Source organism: Microvirga antarctica (assembly GCF_017921815.1).
Taxonomy (GTDB): Bacteria; Pseudomonadota; Alphaproteobacteria; order Rhizobiales; family Beijerinckiaceae; genus Microvirga; species Microvirga antarctica.
This window is the reverse complement of the sequence record NZ_JAGEMM010000007.1, coordinates 45,962-67,157: the sequence shown is the minus strand read 5'-3', so window position 1 is coordinate 67,157 and position 21,196 is coordinate 45,962. Positions and strand designations below refer to the sequence as shown.

18 protein-coding genes and 1 tRNA gene are annotated in these 21,196 nt (G+C 65.3%); 10 read left to right on the top strand and 9 right to left on the bottom strand.

All coding sequences use genetic code 11. The features are described 5' to 3' along the window. Positions 1-14: 14 nt before the first annotated feature. From J4G32_RS18345 to J4G32_RS18335, 3 genes are all read left to right on the top strand, one after another. Positions 15-989 carry a tripartite tricarboxylate transporter substrate-binding protein gene (locus tag J4G32_RS18345; protein WP_210497003.1) on the top strand — a complete coding sequence of 325 codons (975 nt, stop codon included), beginning with the start codon at positions 15-17 and terminating at the stop codon, positions 987-989. Positions 990-1,109: 120 nt separating this feature from the next. After that, positions 1,110-1,186, top strand: a tRNA-His gene (locus tag J4G32_RS18340). A 109-nt stretch (positions 1,187-1,295) separates the two neighbouring features. Beyond that, entirely contained in the window at positions 1,296-2,009 is a 714-nt protein-coding gene (locus J4G32_RS18335; RefSeq protein ID WP_210497002.1) for an acid phosphatase, read from the top strand. A 40-nt stretch (positions 2,010-2,049) separates the two neighbouring features. Here the strand turns inward: J4G32_RS18335 and J4G32_RS22005 are convergent, their stop codons facing one another. Then, complete coding sequence (locus J4G32_RS22005; RefSeq protein ID WP_281413589.1) at positions 2,050-2,181, bottom strand: hypothetical protein; 132 nt, start codon at positions 2,179-2,181, stop codon at positions 2,050-2,052. 130 nt (positions 2,182-2,311) lie between these two features. Next, positions 2,312-3,934 carry a carboxylesterase/lipase family protein gene (locus tag J4G32_RS18330; protein WP_210497001.1) on the bottom strand — a complete coding sequence of 541 codons (1,623 nt, stop codon included), beginning with the start codon at positions 3,932-3,934 and terminating at the stop codon, positions 2,312-2,314. A 200-nt stretch (positions 3,935-4,134) separates the two neighbouring features. Here J4G32_RS18330 and J4G32_RS18325 point away from each other — a divergent pair, with 200 nt between their 5' ends. The 4 genes from J4G32_RS18325 to J4G32_RS18310 all read left to right on the top strand — a co-directional run bounded on the left by J4G32_RS18325 (position 4,135) and on the right by J4G32_RS18310 (position 6,609). After that, on the top strand, positions 4,135-5,394 hold the full coding sequence (locus J4G32_RS18325; protein ID WP_210497000.1) for a flavin monoamine oxidase family protein: 1,260 nt from the start codon (positions 4,135-4,137) through the stop codon (positions 5,392-5,394). A 50-nt stretch (positions 5,395-5,444) separates the two neighbouring features. Then, complete coding sequence (locus tag J4G32_RS18320; RefSeq protein WP_210496999.1) at positions 5,445-5,645, top strand: hypothetical protein; 201 nt, start codon at positions 5,445-5,447, stop codon at positions 5,643-5,645. 48 nt (positions 5,646-5,693) lie between these two features. Next, entirely contained in the window at positions 5,694-6,173 is a 480-nt protein-coding gene (locus J4G32_RS18315) for a DUF2938 domain-containing protein (protein WP_210496998.1), read from the top strand. 115 nt (positions 6,174-6,288) lie between these two features. After that, positions 6,289-6,609, top strand: coding sequence for a hypothetical protein (locus J4G32_RS18310; protein WP_210496997.1), 321 nt, complete (start codon positions 6,289-6,291; stop codon positions 6,607-6,609). Positions 6,610-6,671: 62 nt separating this feature from the next. Here the strand turns inward: J4G32_RS18310 and J4G32_RS18305 are convergent, their stop codons facing one another. The 3 genes from J4G32_RS18305 to J4G32_RS18295 form a co-directional block, all read right to left on the bottom strand. Beyond that, positions 6,672-7,112 carry a hypothetical protein gene (locus tag J4G32_RS18305; RefSeq protein WP_210496996.1) on the bottom strand — a complete coding sequence of 147 codons (441 nt, stop codon included), beginning with the start codon at positions 7,110-7,112 and terminating at the stop codon, positions 6,672-6,674. Positions 7,113-7,164: 52 nt separating this feature from the next. Further along, the gene (locus J4G32_RS18300; RefSeq protein WP_246505275.1) at positions 7,165-8,208 is read right to left on the bottom strand and encodes a hypothetical protein; all 1,044 of its coding nucleotides are present in this window, start codon (positions 8,206-8,208) and stop codon (positions 7,165-7,167) included. 253 nt (positions 8,209-8,461) lie between these two features. Then, entirely contained in the window at positions 8,462-9,430 is a 969-nt protein-coding gene (locus tag J4G32_RS18295) for a DUF5996 family protein (protein ID WP_210496995.1), read from the bottom strand. A gap of 303 nt (positions 9,431-9,733) precedes the next feature. Here J4G32_RS18295 and J4G32_RS18290 point away from each other — a divergent pair, with 303 nt between their 5' ends. Continuing rightward, positions 9,734-11,143: a sensor domain-containing diguanylate cyclase gene (locus J4G32_RS18290; protein ID WP_246505273.1), complete on the top strand. Its 1,410-nt coding sequence runs from the start codon at positions 9,734-9,736 to the stop codon at positions 11,141-11,143. 16 nt (positions 11,144-11,159) lie between these two features. On the opposite strand, the gene J4G32_RS18285 is transcribed toward J4G32_RS18290, so the two are convergent. The 4 genes from J4G32_RS18285 to J4G32_RS18270 form a co-directional block, all read right to left on the bottom strand. Next, positions 11,160-12,404, bottom strand: a complete 1,245-nt coding sequence (locus J4G32_RS18285; protein ID WP_425515535.1) for an NAD(P)/FAD-dependent oxidoreductase — start codon at positions 12,402-12,404, stop codon at positions 11,160-11,162. A 127-nt stretch (positions 12,405-12,531) separates the two neighbouring features. After that, positions 12,532-13,239: an outer membrane protein gene (locus J4G32_RS18280; protein ID WP_210496992.1), complete on the bottom strand. Its 708-nt coding sequence runs from the start codon at positions 13,237-13,239 to the stop codon at positions 12,532-12,534. Between the two features lie 378 nt (positions 13,240-13,617). Further along, positions 13,618-14,238 carry a phasin family protein gene (locus J4G32_RS18275; RefSeq protein WP_210496991.1) on the bottom strand — a complete coding sequence of 207 codons (621 nt, stop codon included), beginning with the start codon at positions 14,236-14,238 and terminating at the stop codon, positions 13,618-13,620. A gap of 30 nt (positions 14,239-14,268) precedes the next feature. After that, the gene (locus tag J4G32_RS18270; protein WP_210496990.1) at positions 14,269-14,649 is read right to left on the bottom strand and encodes a phasin; all 381 of its coding nucleotides are present in this window, start codon (positions 14,647-14,649) and stop codon (positions 14,269-14,271) included. Between the two features lie 198 nt (positions 14,650-14,847). Between J4G32_RS18270 and J4G32_RS18265 the strand changes: the two genes are divergently transcribed. Both J4G32_RS18265 and J4G32_RS18260 read left to right on the top strand, forming a co-directional pair. Continuing rightward, positions 14,848-18,306, top strand: a complete 3,459-nt coding sequence (locus tag J4G32_RS18265) for a PAS domain-containing sensor histidine kinase (RefSeq protein WP_210496989.1) — start codon at positions 14,848-14,850, stop codon at positions 18,304-18,306. A 121-nt stretch (positions 18,307-18,427) separates the two neighbouring features. Beyond that, positions 18,428-21,157, top strand: coding sequence for a bifunctional acetate--CoA ligase family protein/GNAT family N-acetyltransferase (locus tag J4G32_RS18260; protein ID WP_210496988.1), 2,730 nt, complete (start codon positions 18,428-18,430; stop codon positions 21,155-21,157). Positions 21,158-21,196 lie beyond the last annotated feature (39 nt).

Sequence of the window (21,196 nt, the reverse complement as noted above, 5' to 3'; positions counted from 1 at the left end):
CCAGGGAGAGTAAAATGAAAAAACTTGTGCTCACGCTTGCGGCTTTGGGTCTTGCTGCGACGGCCGCTCAGGCTCAGGGGACCTATCCGACACGGCCCATCACGATGATCGTGCCATTCGCTGCCGGCGGCCCCACGGACGTGATTGCCCGCATCGTCAGCGATAACATGTCGCGGACGCTCGGCCAGCAGATCGTCATCGAAAACGTCGCCGGCGCCGGTGGCACCACGGGCATCACCCGCGCGGCCCAGTCGCAGCCTGACGGCTACACCATCATGATGGGCCATATGGGCACGCACGGTGCCGCGCCGGCGCTCTATCCCAACCTCAAATACGATCCCGCGAAGGATTTCGCACCCATCGGCCTTGCGGCCGGCACGCCGATCGTCATCGTGGCCAAGAAGGACTTCCCGGCCACCGACCTGAAGAGCTTTCTCGCCTACCTCCAGGCCAATGGCGACAAGGTGAACATGGCCCATGCGGGGGTCGGATCGGTTTCCCACTCGACGGGCATCTTCTTCAACTCCGTCGTCAAGGCCAAGCCCACCATGGTGGCCTACCGGGGCACGGGTCCGGCGCTGAACGATCTGATGGGCAACACGGTCGACTACATGACCGATCAGATCGTCAACGTGGCGCCGCAGATCCAGGGCGGCAACATCAAGGCCTTCGCCATTGCGACCGCCGAGCGCTCGCCGGCGCTGCCGAATGTGCCGACCACGAAGGAAGCAGGCCTTGAGAGCTACGAGGTGAGCGCCTGGAACGCGGTCTTCGCGCCCAAGGGCACTCCGCCGGAGATCGTGGCCAAGCTTAACGATGCGCTGGTCAAATCGTTGAACGACGAGAATACCAAGAAGCGCCTGCTCGATCTCGGCGGCGTCATCCCGCCCGCCGCCGAGCAGACCCCGGCCGCGCTCCAGAAGCTAGTGGAATCCGAGGTCGCCCGCTGGACCCCGGTTCTCAAGGCTGCCGGCGCAACCGCCGAGTAAGCGACTCGCTGAACGACCGTGACGGCGGGTCCTCAAGGCCCGCCGTTGCCATTTCAGCGCCCTGACCCCTCAAACAGTCCTTGAAAATCATCGCCGGGCCGACTACACCCTGCCGCGTGTGCAGCCGTAGCTCAGTTGGTTAGAGCACCAGATTGTGGATCTGGGGGTCCCCCGTTCAAGCCGGGGCGGCTGTACCATTTCATCCCGGAACGAGGCTGGCGCGGTCGCGGCTCGCCTTCAGGATGCACCGGCCGGCCGAACACGGCGCAATCCCTCTCCCAGATCATCATCAAGGCGTCCCGAATCATGCCGCGCTTGTCTTCCGCCCCTGCGTTGAGGCTCCTCGCCGGCCTTGCGGTCGCGATGGTGCTGGGGGCCGTCACGCTGTTGCCGGCAAGCGCGCGGGATCGCGAGAGATTTCCGGTCTCGATCGATGTGAGCCAGATCGGGTCGCCCCCGGATGCGGCGACGTCCGCGAGCGACATGGCCGCGGTGCTGGCGGCCCAGGACGCGCGCACGAGCGCGCGTCAAGAGCAGGCCATTGCCGATAGCCGGCAGACCCTGTCGGCCTTTCTCGGCGGCCTCGAACCGGCTGTGAACAAAAAGCCGTCGAAGAAGGCGCGAGCGTTGTTCAAGGATGCGGCCGCGACCCTGGAAGACACGCTGTCCTCCGTGAAGAGCCGGTTCAACCGAACACGTCCCTTTCGGGGAAGCGAAGCGGTCAAGCCGTGCGCGATCCGCTTGCCGCCCAGCAGTTCGTTTCCCTCCACCCACGCAGCCACGGGCACGCTGTTTGCCGCTTTGCTGGCGCATATCGCGCCGGAGCGCACAGCCGAGCTTGAGGCGCGGGGTCTGGATTATGGCTGGAGCCGCATCGTGTGCGGCTTCCATTATCCGTCGGACGTGGAGGCCGGCCGCACGGGAGGCCGTCTGGTGGCCGCAGCCTTGCTGGCAGACCCCGCCTTCGTGGCGCGTCTCGATGGAGTGCGGAAAAACCTCCGCGCGACGCTCGGGCTATAGCGCCCGACGGCGAAGGTCGGTCAGCCCGGATATGGCTGCGTCAGAACAAGCCGCGCAAAGCCACCAGGGTGAGGGTTACGTACACGGCCAAGCCAACAAACGTTCCGAGAGCCCGGGCGATCGTCGTGGCGGAATCGGTGGCAGGTTCGTCGCCGAAGAAATGGTCAATCATGCCTGGCCCTGTTCCTGTAACTGACGTTGGGACAAGCTATCCCATCGCCAGCGGGTCCGCGCAATGGATGCGGCAGAGAAACCGCCGGGTGCGCGTTCGCCATGTGTCGCTTGTCACCTGCGCGCAGGACTCACGGCCGCAGGTTCTCAGGGTAGAGCTTTTGCCAGAAACCGCAGCGATGTTCGGCTCCGGCGTCGAAATCGCCGAAATGCTTCGGCTCGAGGCGCATCACCCGCGCGGCCGACACGAACCGGTTCCAGGTCGGCGCATCCGCGGCGCGCGGTTGGCCGGTGGCTGCGAAACTCGTCCAGTACGCCATCATGACGCGCGCCACATCCTGGGAACCGGGTGGGACCGGCGCGCCGTCGAGAGCCGTGGTGTTTGAGAATCCGGGAAACTGGTAGGGCAATTCCGACGAGTGAACCGCGCCCATCTCGAAGCCAGGATCCGGGGTGACCGCCGGTGCCGCCCTATCGGCGAACTCATACTGAAAGACAGGCACATAAGCGCTCGCCAGCTTGGCCGTCTCCAGGAATGCGCAGTTGTTGAGCCCGTTCACCGGCGTGTAATCCGACAACGCCGTCCCGAGCGCTGCAGAGGGCGAGGAGAACGCGGCGGCCGGATATTCCGCGACGACCCGATCGGTCTTGTCGCCGTAATTGACCTTGAGGTGGGCCGCATACGTGTCCGCGCTCACCGGCGGATTTCCGGCCTGCTGGGCATAGGCGACATAGAGGCGCAACTCATCGCGATTGCCGCCATTGATCATCGGCACCTGAACGAAGCGTCCGCTCGCGAAAGCCTCGCGGGGCTGCTCGACGAGGGCGCCGGTGATGGAGGGCACATACGTCATCACGTCGCTGCCGGCGACCTGCGCTGCGGCCTCCAGAAGATCCTTGACCGGCTTGGCGCGCAGGCAGGCGAGGACGTCGGCGAGAACCGGTTGGTCGCAACCGACGAGACCGGACACTTTCGCGCCGACAAGATCGGCCTCATCGCGGGTGCGTAGGTGCTGCGTGCAGCCCGCGCTCTGCATGATCGCCTTCGCGAACAGGCCTGCTGCCTCGCGCGGGCTCGCCAGATGCATGCAGATGGATGCAGCCCCCGCGGATTCGCCCGCGACGGTCACATTGGCCGGATCGCCGCCGAAGGTCGCGATGTTGCGCTGGACCCATTGCAGGGCCAGGCGCTGATCCGCAAGACCGTAGCCGCCATCATGGTCGCGGCCGAAGGCGGGGTTCGCCATGAAGCCGAAAACGCCGATCCGGTAGTTGAACGACACGACGACGGCGTCTCCCGTCAGCGCCATGTCGGTGAGCGGATAGAGCGCGCTCGAGCCGCCCACGAATGCGCCGCCATAGATCCAGACAATCACCGGTCGCTTGCCGCCGGATGGGGCGGGACGATCAGGCACTGTCACGTTGATCGAGAGGCAATCCTCGTCATAGCCTGCCTGGGTCAATCCATACCGGGCCGTCTGCGGGCATCCGGTCCCGAACGCCGTCGCGTGGCGAATGCCGCTCCAGGGTGCCGCAGGCACCGGCAACGCCCAGCGAAGATCGCCGATCGGCGCCTGAGCGAAGGGAATGCCCTTGAACGCCACGACGCCGTCCGCGCGCACGCCCTTGATGCGACCGCTGTCGATCTGCACCATGGTGTTGTCCATCGAGGCCGCATCCTGCGCGTCTGCGCGCGAGACACTCCATGAGAGCGCAAGCGCCGCAAGCAGACAGACGAGAGTTCGAACGCTCATGGGACCTCGCGCGGATCGGTGCTGACGTGAAGGTCTCATGGGTAACACACGCTGCGTGACATCACAGACAAATCCGCGCATCGCACTGGCATCGAGGGCGTGCGCCGCTCTCTCCGCTGCGGCTTGACACAGGCCCGGCCCGGCGAGCATGCACGGCGTTACCAGCATGTGCCCTGCCATCAAACCAGCGCGGACAGACCATGAGCAGCTTTGACACAAAGGTCGCTATTGTCGGGGGAGGCGCTGCCGGGATCGCGGCGGCGCGACGGCTGACCGATAACGGGATCGACTGCCTGATCGTCGAGGCGCGCGAACGCCTCGGCGGACGCTCCTGGACCGTCGGGGAAGGCGAGGCCCATCCGGTCGATCTCGGGTGCGGCTGGCTGCATTCCGCAGACGGCAATCCGTGGCTTCCGATTGCCGAGGCGCAGGGCCGTACGATCGACCGCACGCCGCCGCCGTGGCGGCGGTCATCGCTGTCGACGGGTTTTGCCGCCGGCGAGCAATCCGCCTTTCAGCAGGCTCTCGACGACCTCGATGCATGCGTTCATGCGGCAGGCACGCAAGCGGAGGACAGGCCCGCCGAAACCTGCCTGCCGCCAGGCGGGCGCTGGAACGCACTGGCGAACGCCGTCAGCACCTACGCGAACGGTGTCGAACTCGACCGCGTGTCCGTGCGCGATCTCAGCCGCTATCACGACAGCGGCGTGAACTGGCGGGTTCCCGATGGCTACGGGAGCGTGATCAAGGCGCATGCTGCAGGTTTGCGGATCTCTCTAGGCAATCCGGTCCGGCTCATCGATCACAGCGGCAAACGTCTCAGGCTCGAGACGGACAAGGGCACGCTGACGGCGGACGCGGTGATCGTCACCCTTCCCACGAGCCTGCTCGCCCGTCAGGAGATCCGCTTTTTGCCGGACTTGCCGGACAAGACAGCCGCGGCCGAAGGGCTGCCACTCGGGCTTGCCGACAAACTCTTCCTGTCGCTGTCGTCCCACGAGGAGTTCCCGGCCGACAGTCGCGCCTTTGGCAGCACGGACAGGACGGCCACCGCCGCCTACCATGTCAGGCCCTTCGGACGGCCGCAGATCGAGGCGTATTTCGCAGGGGCGCTGGCGGCCGAACTGGAAATAGCCGGCAAGGACGCCTTCTTCGATTTCGCCGTTGCCGAACTGGTCGGATTGTTCGGCTCAGACTTCGCCCGCCGCGTGAAACCGATCCACCTGCATCCCTGGCGAACCGATCCCTATGCGCGGGGTTCGTATTCGCACGCGCTACCGGGGCACGCCGACAGTCGCGCGGTGCTCGCAGCCCCCGTCGACGACAGGCTGTTCTTCGCCGGCGAGGCGTGTTCGCTCCGGGATTTCTCGACCGCGCATGGCGCTTTGCAAACCGGTCTCGCGGCCGCCGATCTCGCGACCGCCTTGTTCGGACGCAAGGCTGTTACTCTTGGCGAATGACATCGGGTTCTCTACGCTCACGCTTGATCGGCACAGCCGGAAGGTCTCGGATGAAGCGTAGCGCGGCTCTTGTTCAGTTTGGGCATATCGGTCTCATCGTGGCGGCCTTTGCCCTCGTGGCCGGCATCGTCGGAGCGCCCCTTGTCGGACGGCTATTCTCCCCCGACCGGGTCGCTGTCATGACCCCCGATGAGCCGGTGCTTCGCGCTCCCACGGGCCATGTGGTGGCCATTGCCGACGACCACGGTTAGGGGCCCTGGCGTTTCCTCCCTGACCGGTCCTCACCGAAGGATTTTTACGTGATCAGTTTCATCACCCACGCCATTCTCATCGGGGTGGGCGCCACCGCGATCCTGGACCTCTGGGTCTATGGGCTGCACCGCATGGCCGGGATGCCCCGCCCGAACTGGGCACCGGTCGGCCGTTGGTTCTGCTATCTGGCGCAGGGACGCATGTTTCACGAGGACATCGCCCGATCGCCCCCCTTCCGGTCGGAATTGGTGGTCGGCTGGATCGGTCACTATGTGGTGGGGATCCTGTTCGCGGTCATTCTGCTGATCGTCGCGCCGGCAGGCTGGGTATCGCAGCCCACAGTGGCTCCCGCTCTGGCGGTGGGGATCGTGACGGTTGGCGCCGGGTGGTTCATTCTGCAACCCGGAATGGGGGCTGGCATCGCGTCGTCGAAGCGCCCCAATCCCAACCGGAGCCGAATCCTCAGCCTTGTGGCCCATGTGGTGTTCGGGCTCGGGATGTATGCGATCGCGCGCCTGATTGCGTGACGGGGTGGGCGCGCGCGCAGTCACCCGGTGAGCTCTTTGATCGCACCTCGCCATGGGAACGTCGTCCGCAGGGCGGAGATTGTATCGGCGGAGGGGTTTTAGAGGAGTTCTTCAGATGAAGAAGATCGTGGCTCTTACACTTGTGGCGGCGTTCATCGGCACCGGAGCGGTTCTGCCGGCTGCGGCGTCCGACGCGTTGTCGCCCTACGAAATGAATGCCTTCATGCAGAAGGATCAGTTGGCGCGCCAGAATGCGCAGGCGCAACGTCCCGCCTACTATCAATACGATCCGAGCAGCACCGGAAGCGTCATTGTGGTGGGACCCAACGATGGCGGCCCGGACCTGTGGGCGCCGTGCACAGCCGGCCCGCCGCTCTGCACCGCCGCGGGCTATCCCAATCTGCGCTATCAGCGCGAGTTGCACGGCGGTTACTGAGTGCCGGAATTCGCGGCGTAACCTGCTCCCCCGTCGCCATGGCGACGGGGTCTCATTTGGTCTTAGATTTGCGAGCTTGCGCTGGCGCGCATCCAGACCGGGGTGGGTCCTGTCGCGGCCGCGGACTGATATTCTGTCGGGCGCGGCCTGACCTTGAACCTGCGGGTCGTGGCGCCCGATAACCAACCTTCCCGTTTGCGTCCGCGAAATGGCGGGCAGCGGAGGCTTTGGATCGCGGACGGGCAGGATTTGTGAACCTGGACGCGGTGGAGCACATTCCCGAGGTGATCAGCGAGGAGGACGGCCTCAGTTTCGAGTTTATCTCCAGAAAATGCCGCATCCAGCCCGAGCCGAGCCGCGAGATTTTTTGCTTTTTCCAGAGCAACCTTAATATCGAGAAGTTCAAGACCTTTCAGGTCTGCCCGGATACAATCACCAATTCTTTCGAAATGAAGAAAAAAACGAGCCATGATGTTCCCCTTCACCGCCAAGTCTTCAATCACATAATCGTTCCACTTTATATCGATTCATTCCCGAGGTCTGAAATTTGGTCTTTCAATGGGGCCGGAAAGCCGCATAGCCGCCATCGGCGTCGTACAGGACATCAAACCCGTTCAGCAGATGAAAGCTGGTATTGACGAAGACCCGCTCGGCGGACGTCTGGAGATGGATGGCGCTCGGCGCCAGAGGTGAGCCCCCGTCCACAGAGAAGGAATACAGCGCGCGATGCGCCTTCTGTATCCCGGTGCTGATGGTCACCTGCGTCCCGGGGGGCAGGGGCCCGCCGCCTGCCTGTGCCGGAGGGAGGGTCATGAACATCGCCGAGACCCCGGTATCCACCAGCATCGAGCCACAGGCGGCCGGTTGCTGGCCGTTGATTCCAATGCACGCCGGGATCGGCGCCCAATCGTCGATGTCGGGCTGTCGGGCGAGCTTGATGAACGAGAAGGCGCCCTCCGTGTTCACCGCCGTCAGTCCCACATGGATCCCCTTCGGGGTCAGGACGTAGCCGCGCCGCTGCTCCCGTCCGCCGGACGGGATGCGCAGGAGCGGGTTCTTGTCCGGTGTGCTCTGGGTCTGCCGGTCATGCTCGCGGGCAAAGCCCACCCCGACCATCGCGATGTTGCGGGGGCCATCCTCCGGCGTGCAATCACGGGATTCGCGCAGGCATTCGACGCGGGTGACCGCGAGAATCGGCATTGGCTCCGTGTCGATCCGGGCCCCGTTCTGACCGACGAGCGAAAGCGGCGTCACGACCCATTGGCCGATCATCACCCGGCCGGAACTGGTATAGGTCAGGCGTCCTTCGCCAGTCGAGGGAAGCGAGCCGAATCCAGGCACCAGGGCTGCGGCCACCACGATCCCTGTCGAGCCCGAGTCGAGGTCCGCCCGCAGGGTGCGCTCGCCGAACGAGAGACCGATATGGGGCGTGACAGCAAGCGGCCCGTCGCTGGCGTTGAGATAGCGCAGGAACACCCCGTCGCGGAAGCGTCCATAATCCGGACGCTCCTGGGCCTGGAGGCCCCCGCACAGCACAAGGGACCAGCCCAATGCCGACAGGCAGAGCATTCGGGTGAAGCGCAAGAAAAGTGGGGCCATGCGGAGTTTTCCCTTTTCGATTGAGGGTCCGCGGGTTGCGAAGGTCCAGACGACGGCCCGTTTTCCGGCACCCGGCGTCTGCACGCCATCAGCCGTCCCCGACGATCCATGACCCGAACTCACGTCACCACTGAAAGAGCATGGGTCGCACAGCCGTGCGGCCGAACCTACCCGGTTCGGCCACGCATCTGGGATTTTTTGCCGGTTGTTACCCAGGGGCAACGCTCGCCAGGGGCCGCCGCCGGCGCACCGATCAGCCCCGCACGACCCGCGCCCGGCGGGGCAATCCCGGCGAACACTCAAGCGTGGAATCCCACTCGGCGGTGGTGGCCGCCGCCGCGTAGGTCGATTGCAGGAACGACATCAGCGCTTCGTCGGGCGATGAATCGCCTTGCACCACATCGTAGGGCAGGATGAACTCGCCCAGGGTCGGATTGAACGCGGCCCCCGCCGGCCGCACTGGCTGCTCCCGGAAACCTGGCGGCTCGGGATAGGCATAGGAATAGAACGCCGCGTGCGGATAGGCGTCGCTGCCCGGCCAGAAGCCCGCGCTGCTGACCTCGTGCGAATAGGCCTCCTGCGCCACCGCATCGGGCAGATGGGGGACGCCCCCCGGATGCAGAGGGGCGGGACGGCCGGAAAAGCGCGTCACGGCGAGATCGAAACTGCCCCAAAAGAAATGGACGGGGCTGCACTTCCCAACAAACGCGGTCCGGAAGGCCTTGAAGACCCGGTCGGCCTGGACGAGGGCGCGCCAGAACCGATGAGCCGCCTCCGCGTCATAGGCCACGTGGGCCTCGTCCTCGGGAAACGGGATCGGGTTTTCGACTTCGTTGGGCATGGTGTCGATGGATACCGGACGTCCAAGTTCTGACAACGCCGCCATGACGCGCGTGTAGAAAGTGGCGACGGATTGAGGCTCAAGGGGGATCTCGCAGCTATCCCCGGCGCTCGTCGTGATCCGCAGACGGTGATCGATGAAGTCGAAGGCGATCTCGACCTGCGCGTTGCCGAAATCGATGGGCGACGTCGTCAGGCCTCGCGCAGTGACGTACAGCGCCACATGCCACGAATGATTGAGCCATGGCGTCTGCGCCAGCCTGATCTTGCCAACGATCTGCGTCCACAGCTGCAGGGTGACGGCGGTGTCGCGCCACTGGTTGTAGTCGAGGGGAGGCCAGGATGAGGTCGGCGCGGAAGCAGGAATGCGGGCGGTCGACATGCGGCTGTCTCCTTCATGCGGCATCCCCCATAGCATCTCAATGCCTCGGCTGGATCAAGGTCCCGTCAAGCCGGCGCAGCCCGGACGTGACAGATGAGGCTGACGCAGAGTAATAAGGGCCTGCGACGTGATTGATCCGTGGGATCGGGCGCGCTCGCAGCACGAGACCCGGTGCACGCTGCACGAAGACGGCGCCCCGACAGGAAGACATCGTTCCTATATCCAGCAGGCTCTTTGTTTATGCGGCATTCCGACGATTCGATATTTGCCCCGTCTCGGCCCGAGCATCACACCGATGCGGAAATGCTCGATCTGGCACCCGTCTCACTCTGGCTCGAGGATTACAGTGGTCTGAAGGCGCTCTTCGAGACGTGGCGCGCGGCGGGCGTCACCGATCTGCGGGCCTACCTCATGGACGACGTGGCGCGGGTTCAGGCCTGTTCGGACCAGATCCGCGTCATGAAGGTCAACCGCAAGACGCTGTCGCTGTTCGAGGCCGATGACCTCGCTCATCTGGTCGGAAATCTCGACAAGGTGTTTCGAAACGACATGCTGGACACGCATATCGGCGAACTCGTCCAGCTCTGGAACGGGGATGTGGAATTTTCGAGCGACACGGTGAACTACACGCTGAGCGGCCGCCGCCTCGACATCCAGCTGCGCGGTCGCGTCCTGCCGGGCTCCGAATCCACCTGGGACCGGGTCCTGGTGGCGATCGAGGATGTGACCGATCGGGAGACCGCCCGTCGCAAGCTCGCGCTGAGCGAGGACTATGCCCAGGGGTTGTTCGAGCATTCGCCGATCTCCCTGTGGGTGGAGGATTTCAGCGTCATCAAATCGCTGCTCGACGACGTGCGCTCGCAGGGTATCCGCGATTTCCGCGTGTTCACCGACGTGCATCCTGAATTCGTCGATCGCTGCATGAGCGAGATCCGTGTCATCGACGTCAACCAGCACACGCTCGACCTGTTCGGCGCACCCGACAAGCCGACCCTTCTGCGACGCGTGCGCGATATCTTTCGCGACGACATGCGCCATCATTTCCGCGAACAGCTCATCGACCTCTGGGATGGCAAGATCTTTCAGCAGCGTGAGGTTCTCAATTACGCGCTCGACGGCGAGGAAGTGTATCTTCAGCTGCAATTCTCGGTCCTGCCCGGACATCAGCACGACTGGTCGCTGGTGCAGGTGGCCTTGACCGACATCACCGCGCGCAAGAAGGCCGAGGCCTATCTGGAATATCTCGGCAAGCATGATGTGCTGACCAAGATCTATAACCGCTCGTTCTACGTGGATGAGTTGAACCGCCTCGAACGCAAGGGACCTTCGCCGATCACCATCATCGTGGCGGACCTCAACGGCCTGAAGGTCGCCAACGATCAGCTCGGCCATGCGGCCGGCGATGGCCTGCTGCGGCGCGCGGGCGAGGTTCTCAACAAGATCGTGGAGAAGCCGGCATGCGCGGCCCGGATCGGGGGCGACGAGTTTGCCATCCTGCTGCCGTCGATGGACGAGCGCGAGGGTCTTGCCATGATGGAAAGCATCGAGAAGCTGGCCGAGCTCAACAACCAGTTCTATTCCGGCCTCACCTTAAGCTTCGCCATGGGCGCTGCGACCCGGCAGCCTGGGGAGCGGCTCGAGGACGTTGTGAAGCGCGCCGATCAGCAGATGTATCTGTCGAAGCGCGCCCATTACGCCGCCCTGCAAGGCTGAGCCCGGCAGGCTCCTGTCAGCCGACCGGAGGCCGATCGAGGGCGAAATCGTCGAACCAGGGACGCTCCTCTCCCGCGAGACACGCCATCAGCATCCGGGACGCCATGTAGCTGAACGTGATGCCATTGCCCCCGTAGCCGTAAGCGGCAAAGAAACGCTTGGCGCCCGGCACGCGTCCGATCAGCGGCAGCCCGTCGTCCGTCTCGCCGAATTCCGCCGTCCACTGGGTGTCGAGGGTGTAATCCGCCCGTGGCCACAGCGCGCTCATCTTGGCGATCAGGCGGGCGCGTTTCTCGGGCATGAGGGCATCCCGCTCGTCGGCGTCCTTCGTCTCCTGATCCTCGCCGCCGATGAGAATGCGACCCTCCGCCGTGGTGCGCGAATAAAGGTAGGGATCGGATGCCTCCCACAGCAGGACGCGATCCCGCCACAGGTTCTCCTGAGGCTGGACCCGGGTGGCGAGGCACCAGCTGGACACGGTCTTGTGGATGTCGGCGGTGACGAAAGACGGCATGGCATAACCGGTGGCGAGGACCGCGTATGCAGCCTCGATGGCCCCGCCGCCTGCCAGTGTCAGGTGCACGGCGTGATCGCTCCACTCATAGGCTACCACCTCGTCCTCCACGAGGGTTGCGCCCCGCTCGAGCGCAATGCGAAGCAGACCGAGTGACAGTTGCAGCGGGTCCGCCTCGGCGGAGCCCGGCGAGAGAATCGCAGCAGGTCGGTCCATCGCAAAGGTATCGACGAGCGGACCCCGCTCGATCAGGGCCCCGGGCAGGCCGGCGCGGTTGCGCATGTCGTGTTCGGCGGACAATTCGCCGTAGCCGTGCTCGCCTGCTCCGAGAAACAGGGTCGCGCGTGGCGTGTACGCGCAGGCGACGTTCAGGCTTGCCACCAGGCTTCCCAGGTCGGTGACGGCGGCCTGGCTGCGGCGGTAGATGTTGGCTGCTTTCTCCGCGCCGTAAAGGCCCGCGAGTTCCACCAGGGACGTGTCGATTTCCCATTGCAGCATCGCCGTGCTCGCCGCCGTGCTGCCGCGCCCCGGCATGAATTTGTCGACGACGATGACGGACTTGCCGGCACGGGTAAGCGCTTCCGCCGCGAGCGAGCCGGTGATGCCGGCGCCGATCACCACGACGTCGCAGCGGGTCTCGCTCGGCAGAGGCGTGCGATGGAATGGTGCCTGGTTGATATGCCATGGCGGTGAGCCGGAGCGCAGCTCATGCTTGTCCGCAGAGGCTTCTTGATCGTCGGTCGGTATCATGGGGGATCGCTCCAGAGCAGGGCTCTGTAACGCCCTTTGGGGAGGACCGTTCCCACCGTCTGACGGACGTCAGAAAAGGGCCCGGTGTCGCCACCGGGCCCTGATGGTCGCGCTGCTGCGTGGATCAGTTGAACTTGTAGTTCAGGCCTGCTTTCACCACACCGAACTCGGTATCGCGCCGTGCGCCCTGATAAGCCGCGCTGGCATAGTTGCCGCGCGTGTCGAGGTTGATGTACGAGCCTTCCACCTTCGCCGTGATGGTGTTGGTGACCGCATATTCGACGCCGCCGCCGAGCGTCCAGCCGCCATTGGTGCTGTTGCCCTTGTGGTAGCCGAGGAACGGATCGGCGGCGTTGTTTCCGCCCACATCCCCGTAGGCGAAACCACCGGTCCCGAAGATCAGAGCGCGGTCGAAGGCGAAGCCGAGCCTGGCCCGCAGCGTGCCGTAATAGCCGTCGGAATCGCCCGCGTAGTAGCGCGATCCGTAAGCCGAGCCCTTGTTGCCCACCGAGGCGTACTGAATGTCGGTTTCGGCGCCGAGCACGAACATGCCGGTCTGCCAGTTATAGCCGGCCTGGCCGCCGCCGACGAAGCCGCCGTTGCTGTTGCCGCCGACATAGCCGAAGGCAGGGTCGTAATAGCGGCTTGTGCCGGTGCTCCAGCCATAGCCCGCATTCACGCCCGCGTAAAAGCCGGTCCATGTGAAGGCCGGCATCGCGTCGTAAACGGGCGCCGGTGCATAGCGGGACGGCATGTCCGCGGCGTGTCCGGCAGAGGCGGCCAGAGCAAGGGCCGCCGTCCCAGTGAGCAATCCGATAAGAAGGTTACGCATGACAGTTTTTCCGTGGATGGAGGTCTTAGACGAGGCGAGATCCTCTAGGCTTTCGCGCCTATCGAACTCACCAATACCTCGCCCACACGTGCAAATGCAATACTATCATATAACAACATCGGCGTATCGTTTATCGAGTATGAATTTAAGTCTTCGCTAACCTTTGTGGAGATGCGCGATTGACGCTCTGGCCGCCACAATGCGCTGATCGGGCCAAGCGTCAGGCTCTGGCCCGAAGCGAGACGAGACCCGCTTGGCCCTGCCCGCGCGGCAGGGTCCTTTCACCCGGATCATCCGCATGCAGGCGCGCTGGGTACAGTATCGGGGAGGGCGCCGGTGTCCGACAGCCAAGTCGGGCCGTCGGGGAAGGAGCGTTCTTTAACGCTTACGCTCGCCGATTGCCGAATTCAGCGGCTCGACAGCTTTGCCGAACCAGTGTGCCGTGGTCTCGGCAATGTCGCGCCACTGGGCCGAGGCCGTCTCGTAGGCCTGCCGCGCGCTGGTGCTGTGAAGGCGAATGGCATCGGGCAGGTGAGGGGTCGCGATTGCATCGCGCCAGAGATCCAGGGCGGCATGGCCCTGGCTGTGGAGCGCGTCGAGGATCTTGTCGTTGACCGCAAGAGCCCCCTGGGCCGAGGCGGAAACCGCCTCGCTGACGGCCTGACGCAGCACCGCGCCTTTTGGCGCGACGGCTGCCGCAATGGTTTCCACCGCCGCCGCGACGGGAACGGATGGCGACGCCGCCACGACGGCAGGGGCGGGCGCAGTCACCTGAGCCGGAACCACTTTCGGCAGTTCCGCAGGTGCAGCGACCTTGGCCGGTGCGGCGAGCGGCGAAGGTGTCGACACGACCGTGGGCTCGGGGACACGCTGCTCGGCCGCGCGTTGCGCGACCGGCTTTGTTGCCTTGACCTTCGGTTTCACCAACGCGGCCGCGTCCTTGACGGCGGCGGGCGCCTTCACGGGGCCCTTGGGGCCCGCTTTCTTCATCACGACCATGGAGAGATCCTCAGTAAGGCTCGGTTGGGTTTACTTCTTGGGAGGAGTCGAAGCCTTCATGGCGGATTGCGCCATGGAGCCGAATTCCTTCATCTGCCGCTGCATCGACTCGAACTGCGTCTTCACGAATTCGCTCTGGATCTGCATGGCTTCCTGCATGTCCTTCGCCCGCACCATCTTCTGGGCCAGATCGAAGGCCGCGGAGATGTTCTGCTCGGCATAGGTCAGGGTCTTGCGGGTCGCGTCCTTGGCGCTCGAATGAACGGTGGTCGCCGAACCTTCGAACGTGTCGACCGTCTTCTGAGCCGCGCCCATGAAACCGTCGATCGCCTTGCGCGCCTGCTCGACGCTCTTCTCGGCGAAGTCGCGCATTTCGGTCGGAATCTCGTAGCCGGGTTGGTTCGTCGCCATGTGTCACTCCTGTTAGCGGGACATTTGTGCAGTGCAATATCACATTGTGCAATGCGAAATCAAATCATTCCCTACCCATTAACGTTACCACGAAGTAAAAGGCATGAGGAGCATCGCCGGGCGGGTTCCTCGCCGCGAAATGCTCTACAACCTTGGTAACAGGTGGATAGTGTCAGCGGATAGGGGTCGAGGCCGCTCATGACGAAAACTCCGGATCAATATGAAAACGTGATCGCCCGTCTCCGGCAGGAGCCGGCCCTGGCCAGCCTCCTGACGCCGCACGCGGCCGTCATGGTGTGGGACGCGGCTGGCGAGAGACTCGTCTGGTCTTCACTTTCAGCGTCGGGTTTTGCCGCCTCGCTTGTCGACGACGCCGGCAGGCTTGCGTCCTCCTCCCGTGCGAGATCACGTCTGGCGGCCCTGGCCTCCGGCGTTGCTCCCCGCGAGGGCGTCCGCCTCGAGCGCCTCATGCTCGAGCCCAGCCGCCTGTCCCCTCCCATGACCTGCGCCTGCCGATTGTCCGCCGTCGATGATGGAACCCCGGTGCTCGTCACGGTGATCGTCGGCCCGGTCCCGACGGGGCGCCGGAAACAGGCAGCCGCGGCGGCTCCCGTGTCGGATTTGCCGGCAGCGGAGCCGGACGCGCAACCCCGGGAGATTGCCGCAGGCGGCAGCATCCGGTTCGTCTGGCAGGCGGGCCCCGACACGCAGTTCATGACGGTTTCAAAGGGGCTTGCGGACGCTGTCGGTCCGATGGCCGCTGATATTCTCGGCCGCACCTGGCAGCAGGTGAGTTCCTCCATGGCAGAAGATCCGGGCGGCGAGATCGCCCGGTTGTTCGCCCGCAAGGAGACCTGGAGCGGTCGCACGATCGGCTGGAGCGTCGACAACAAGGTGGGTCGGGTTCCGGTCGACTGGGCCGGGATGCCGGTCTACGGCACGGATCGCGAACTCGTGGGTTTCCGCGGATTCGGCCTCGTGAAGCGCGATGCCCTGCGCTCGCTCCCCGGTGCGCCGGCAGCCACGGTTGCGCCCGTCCCGACTGCTGCCGAAATGGTGGAAGCACCGCCCGTCGTCGCTGACGAGACCGCTGCGCAGGATGCCCCCGTCACCGTTGCGATCGTCGCAGGGGCCGAGGCGGCAGCTGGCCTGCCCGCGCTTCTTCCAGAGCCCACCGCCGACAGCGTCCCCGTCATCGATCTCGATGCCCATTTTGACGATGCCGGCCACATTGACGTCGAGGCCGAGGCCATCGCGTCACCGTCCGACGCAACCGGCGACCTCCCGGCGATGATCAACCTCGATGCCAATGCGGACATCGCCGAGGAATCGGCCGAGGAATCAGCAGAGGAATCAGCAGAGGAAGCGGATGCACGCGCGGATGAAGCTCCCGCCTCCGCACAGATCATTCGGCTCCGCCCGGACAGTCCGGGTCACGCTGACCGCGAGAGCGACCACGCGACGGAGGTCGGGGGGACCGATGCCGCCGACGCTGCGCTCTTCAAGGGGGCTGAGGCACCAGCGGCCGAGGCTGAATCCATCGCGGTGATGACGACCGAGCCAGCCGACGAACCCGAAGAGATCGTCATTGAATTCGAGCCGGACGATCCCGTCGTTCTGGAGGAGCCCGAACCGGTTCCGGCCGAACCGCGCCGCGACCTGACGGCCGAGGAGAAGCTTTTCGAGCAACTGCGCGAGACCGTCGCCGCCTCCCTGTCCGAGCCGACCATCGAGATCTATCACCAAGAGCCCGAAGGGCCGGACGCGATCTATCACCAGGAGCCCGAAACCGAAGCCCCGATGCCCGCAGCACCTCCGGTTGCGACAGTGCGCCCGTCACCGCTCGCGGAGGCGCCGGGTCTGTCGAGCACGGAGCGCCACGCCTTCCGCGAAATCGCACGCGCGCTGGGGGCCCAGATCGACCTTGAGCCCGAAGCCCCACAGGTTTCTCGCCCGCACGACAAACGATCGCCGTTCCGGGCCGTGGCGCCAGTCCCGCCCGTCGATGCCCCGGCGCCGGAAACGCCATCGGCCGGACCGCAGCAGCCGGACCCTGTGCCGTCGCTCGATGCGCCAGCCCTCGCTGATCTGATCTCCGCAATCCCCGTCCCTGACGTCGTGGAGCCGCAACCCTTGGCGGAGGCGGCATCGGGTGCGGGCGGCGATTCCCCCGCGGCGCTTGCAGGGCAGGGGGCGGTCGACGGCCAGGCGCTGCTGGAGCGCCTGCCGGTTCCGGCTCTGGTTCTGCAGGCCGATCACATCCTGTTCGCCAACCGGGCCGTTCTCGCCCTGTCAGGCTACGACGATCGCGAGCATCTCGCGGCAGCGGGCGGGTTGCCCAGGCTCTTCGGTGCGAGCCCGGAGGCCTCCGTCAAGGCCGCCACGCTCTCAACCCGCCAGCGCGAGAGCCTCACGGTTCAGCTCGACCGAGCCCCCATCGACTGGAACGGGGCTGTGGCCGATCTCGTGTTGATCCACCGTTCGCCGGAGGGCGACGCCGCCCACCGCCTGCGCGAGGCGGAAGCCGATCTGCGCGTGCGCGACATCCGGATCCAGGAGCTCGAATCGGTTCTCGATACCGCCACCGACGGGGTGATCGTGCTGGATGAGACCGGCCGCATCCTCTCTCTCAATCGCTCGGCCGAGGCCCTGTTCGGCTACAACCAGGACGAGGTGGTGGGCGACGCCATCACGGTGCTGTTGTCGCCGGAGAGCCATATTCTGGCGCTCGATTACCTCGAGGGGCTGCGCTCGCCGGGCGTTGCGAGCCTGCTCAATGACGGCCGCGAAGTGCTCGGACGCGTCCGGCAGGGCGGGACGATCCCGCTGTTCATGACCATGGGCCATGTGAATGACGGCCCGGAGCGCAAGCTCTGCGCCGTGCTGCGCGATATCACGCCCTTCAAGAAGGCCGAGGGCGAGCTTGTGGGCGCGCGCAAGGCGGCCGAGCAGGCCAATGCGCAAAAGTCCGATCTCCTGGCCAAGATCAGCCATGAGATCCGCACGCCCCTGAACGCCATCATCGGCTTTGCCGAGGTGATGCTGGAAGAGCGCTTCGGCCCCATCGGCAACGATCGATACAAGGAATACCTGAAGGACGTGCATGCCTCCGGGGCGCACGTCATCAGCCTCGTCAACGACCTTCTCGACCTTGCCAAGATCGAGGCGGGCCGGATGGAACTGACGTTTACCAGCGTCAGCCTCAACGACCTGGTGTCGAGCTGCTTCACCCTGCTTCAGCCCCAGGCCGCCCGCGACCGGATCGTCATGCGGACGAGTTTCGCCGCCAAGCTGCCGCCGGTCGTGGCGGATGACCGCTCTGTCCGCCAGATCGTGCTGAACCTCGTCTCCAACGCCATCAAGTTCACCGATGCCGGCGGCCAGGTGATCGTGTCCACCGCGCTCACCGACCGGGGCGAGGTCGCGTTCCGCGTCCGCGATACGGGGATCGGCATGACCGGTGAGGAGGTCGAGGCCGCGCTCGAGCCGTTCCGTCAGTTGGCGACGGCCCGCAAGCGCGGCGGCACCGGGTTGGGCCTGCCTCTCACCAAGGCGCTGGTCGAGGCCAATCGCGGTGCGCTGCAGATCTCGAGCCATCCGAATGAGGGCACGCTGGTCGAAGTGATCTTTCCGCCGACGCGTGTGCTTGCCGAGTGATGCGACCGGCCGCGGACCGGCGCACTTGTGCCGGGCGCCAATGAGCGCGATCAATTCAATCCCGTCCGCGACCCGCTAGAGGTCAGGGCTGGTCTCGCACGGTGCGGGCCGAAGGATCGCCATGTCCACCTATCGCCTCGACAAACTGTTTGCGCCGAATGCCGTCGCCGTCGTGGGCGCCAGCAACCACCCGGGTTCCCTTGGCCTAACGTTCGTTCGAAACCTTGTCGCTGGGGGCTTTGCGGGGACGATCTACCCGGTCAACCCGCATCACAGCGAGATCGAGTCGCTCCCTTGCTTCGCGTCAATCGATGCCCTGCCGGCGACCCCCGACCTTGTGGTGATTGCGGTCCCGCCCGAGCGCGTCCTGTCCGTCGTCGAGGCGGCGGCCCGGCGCGGGGTGGCGGCCGCCATCATCGCGACCGCTGGGCTCGGATACGGGCCTGGGTCCATGTCGGAGGCCGTCCGACAGGCGGCGCGTCAGCGTGGCTTGCGGATTGTCGGGCCCAATTGCATCGGCGTCATTGCGCCGCGCGCCAACCTCAATGCGAGTTTCGCCGCGCGCAGCGCCAAGGTCGGCGATCTGGCATTGGTGTCGCAATCTGGCGCGGTGGCGGCCGGGCTGGTGGAATGGGCGGCGCAGCGCCAGGTCGGGTTTTCGGCCATCGTGTCGCTCGGCGACAAGATCGACGTGGATTTCAGCGACTGCCTGGATTTCTTCTCAGCCGACCCCGGCACCCGCGCGATCCTTCTCTACATCGAGTCCCTCGACAACGCCCGCAAGTTCATGTCCGCCGCCCGTGCGGCCGCCCGCACCAAGCCCGTGGTGGTCATCAAGGCGGGCCGGCACGCCCAGGGTGCGAAGGCCGCGGCGACCCATACGGGAGCGCTTGCGGGCTCCGATGCGGTTTTCGAGGCGGCCTTCCGCCGCGCCGGGTTGTTGCGCGTTCTGGATCTCGATCAGCTTTTCGCAGCGGCCGAAACGCTGGGCCGGCAGAAGCCGTTTCCGGGAAACAGGCTGGCGATCCTGACCAATGGCGGCGGGGTGGGCGTGCTGGCGGTCGATCGGTTGATTGATCTGGGTGGAAAACTGTCTGGCATCTCGGACGCGACGCTCGCCCGTCTTGACGCCGCCTTGCCGGCGAACTGGTCGCACGGCAATCCCATCGACATCATCGGGGATGCGGATGCGCAGCGCTACACGGCCGCGCTCGAGGCCCTGCTCGCCGACGACGAGAACGACGCGATCCTGATCCTCAACGTTCCGACGGCAGTGGCGGCCGCCGCCGACGCAGCAGCGGCCGTGGCCGACGCCGTCAGGCGCGATCGCGGCAGTGGCCTGCGCCACAAGCCAGTCTTTGCCGCCTGGATCGGCGAAGACGCCGAATCCGCCCACATCTTCGAGTCGGTCCGGATTCCGCATTTCACGACCGAGGCCGATGCGGTGCGTGGCTATGTGCAACTCGTGCGCTACCGCGAGGCGCAGGCGGAGTTGATGGAGACCCCGGACAGCCTGCCGCACGATTTCGCGCCGGACGTGGAGGCTGCCCAGGCGATCGTCGCGGGCGTGGTCGCGGCCAAGCGTCAATGGCTCGATCCGCTGGAGGTCAATGCCCTGCTGCGCGCCTACGACATTCCGGTCGCGCCCCTTGTCCTCGCCCACTCGGCCGACGAAGCGGTGTCCGCGGCCCACTCCTTCCTGACCGATGGCGGAACGGTGGCCATCAAGGTGTTGTCGCCGGATATCGTGCACAAATCGGATATCGGCGGCGTGAAGCTCGATCTCTCCTCCGCGGAGGCCGTGCGATTGGCCGTGGAGGATATTTTCGAGCGCGCGGCCCGGCTGCGTCCGGATGCAGTGATCACCGGCGTCATCGTGCAGCCGATGGTGCGCCGGCCCAAGGCGCGCGAACTGATCGTGGGATTGGCCGACGATCCCACCTTCGGACCCGTCATTCTGTTCGGACGGGGCGGCACCGCCGTCGAGGTCATCAACGACAAGGCCCTGGGGCTTCCACCGCTGGATCTGACCCTCGCGGCCGACCTCATTGCGAGGACCCGGGTGTCGCGCCTCCTCAAGGCCTATCGCGACGTGCCGGCAGCCGACGAGCGGGCGATCGCTCTCGTGCTCGTGAAACTTTCTCAACTCGCCTCGGACGTGCCCGAAATTCGGGAGATCGACATCAACCCGCTGCTGGCGGACGAGACGGGCGTGATTGCTGTCGATGCGCGGGTGGCCGTTGCGCCCCTGTCGCCCCATGAACGCAAGGGACATTCGCGCCTGGCGGTCAGGCCCTATCCGAAGGAGTGGGAGCGCACGATCACGCTGCGCGATGGGCGTCAGGCCTTCGTCCGGCCGGTGCGACCGGAGGACGAGGGCAAATTCCTGGAGTTCTTCAAGCGCGTGACGCATGAGGACCTGCGGCTGCGATTCTTTGCGCCAGTGCGGGATTTCAACCACGTCTTTCTGGCCCGCCTCACACAGCTCGATTATGCGCGCGCCATTGCGTTCGTGGCGTTCGATACGCAAAGCGGGGACATGCTGGGGGCGGTGCGGCTCCACGCAGACGCCAATCATGAGACCGGCGAATACGGCATCCTGCTGCGCTCCGACCTGAAGGGGATGGGGCTGGGCTGGGATCTGATGCGGTTCATGATCGAGTGGGCCAAGGAGGATGGCCTGCGCATTGTCGAGGGGCAAGTTCTGCGGGAGAACACAACCATGCTGGACATGTGCCGACGGCTGGGATTCTCGATCCGCAACGATCCGGGAGATGTGGACCTTCTCATCGTCACCCTGCCGGTGGCCACAATTGAGAAGCCCGAGGATCTCTTCGTCGACGAAAGCTGACGTTTCGCTTGAGAAGGAGAGGGTCCGCGGCCGGAGTTG

Coding starts and splice junctions, on each gene's coding strand:
- J4G32_RS18345 (WP_210497003.1), top strand. CDS start 15: ATGAAAAAACTTGTGCTCACGCTTGCGGCTTTGGGTCTTGCTGCGACG.
- J4G32_RS18335 (WP_210497002.1), top strand. CDS start 1,296: ATGCCGCGCTTGTCTTCCGCCCCTGCGTTGAGGCTCCTCGCCGGCCTT.
- J4G32_RS22005 (WP_281413589.1), bottom strand. CDS start 2,181: ATGATTGACCATTTCTTCGGCGACGAACCTGCCACCGATTCCGCCACG.
- J4G32_RS18330 (WP_210497001.1), bottom strand. CDS start 3,934: ATGAGCGTTCGAACTCTCGTCTGTCTGCTTGCGGCGCTTGCGCTCTCA.
- J4G32_RS18325 (WP_210497000.1), top strand. CDS start 4,135: ATGAGCAGCTTTGACACAAAGGTCGCTATTGTCGGGGGAGGCGCTGCC.
- J4G32_RS18320 (WP_210496999.1), top strand. CDS start 5,445: ATGAAGCGTAGCGCGGCTCTTGTTCAGTTTGGGCATATCGGTCTCATC.
- J4G32_RS18310 (WP_210496997.1), top strand. CDS start 6,289: ATGAAGAAGATCGTGGCTCTTACACTTGTGGCGGCGTTCATCGGCACC.
- J4G32_RS18300 (WP_246505275.1), bottom strand. CDS start 8,208: ATGGCCCCACTTTTCTTGCGCTTCACCCGAATGCTCTGCCTGTCGGCA.
- J4G32_RS18295 (WP_210496995.1), bottom strand. CDS start 9,430: ATGTCGACCGCCCGCATTCCTGCTTCCGCGCCGACCTCATCCTGGCCT.
- J4G32_RS18290 (WP_246505273.1), top strand. CDS start 9,734: ATGCTCGATCTGGCACCCGTCTCACTCTGGCTCGAGGATTACAGTGGT.
- J4G32_RS18280 (WP_210496992.1), bottom strand. CDS start 13,239: ATGCGTAACCTTCTTATCGGATTGCTCACTGGGACGGCGGCCCTTGCT.
- J4G32_RS18275 (WP_210496991.1), bottom strand. CDS start 14,238: ATGGTCGTGATGAAGAAAGCGGGCCCCAAGGGCCCCGTGAAGGCGCCC.
- J4G32_RS18270 (WP_210496990.1), bottom strand. CDS start 14,649: ATGGCGACGAACCAACCCGGCTACGAGATTCCGACCGAAATGCGCGAC.
- J4G32_RS18265 (WP_210496989.1), top strand. CDS start 14,848: ATGACGAAAACTCCGGATCAATATGAAAACGTGATCGCCCGTCTCCGG.
- J4G32_RS18260 (WP_210496988.1), top strand. CDS start 18,428: ATGTCCACCTATCGCCTCGACAAACTGTTTGCGCCGAATGCCGTCGCC.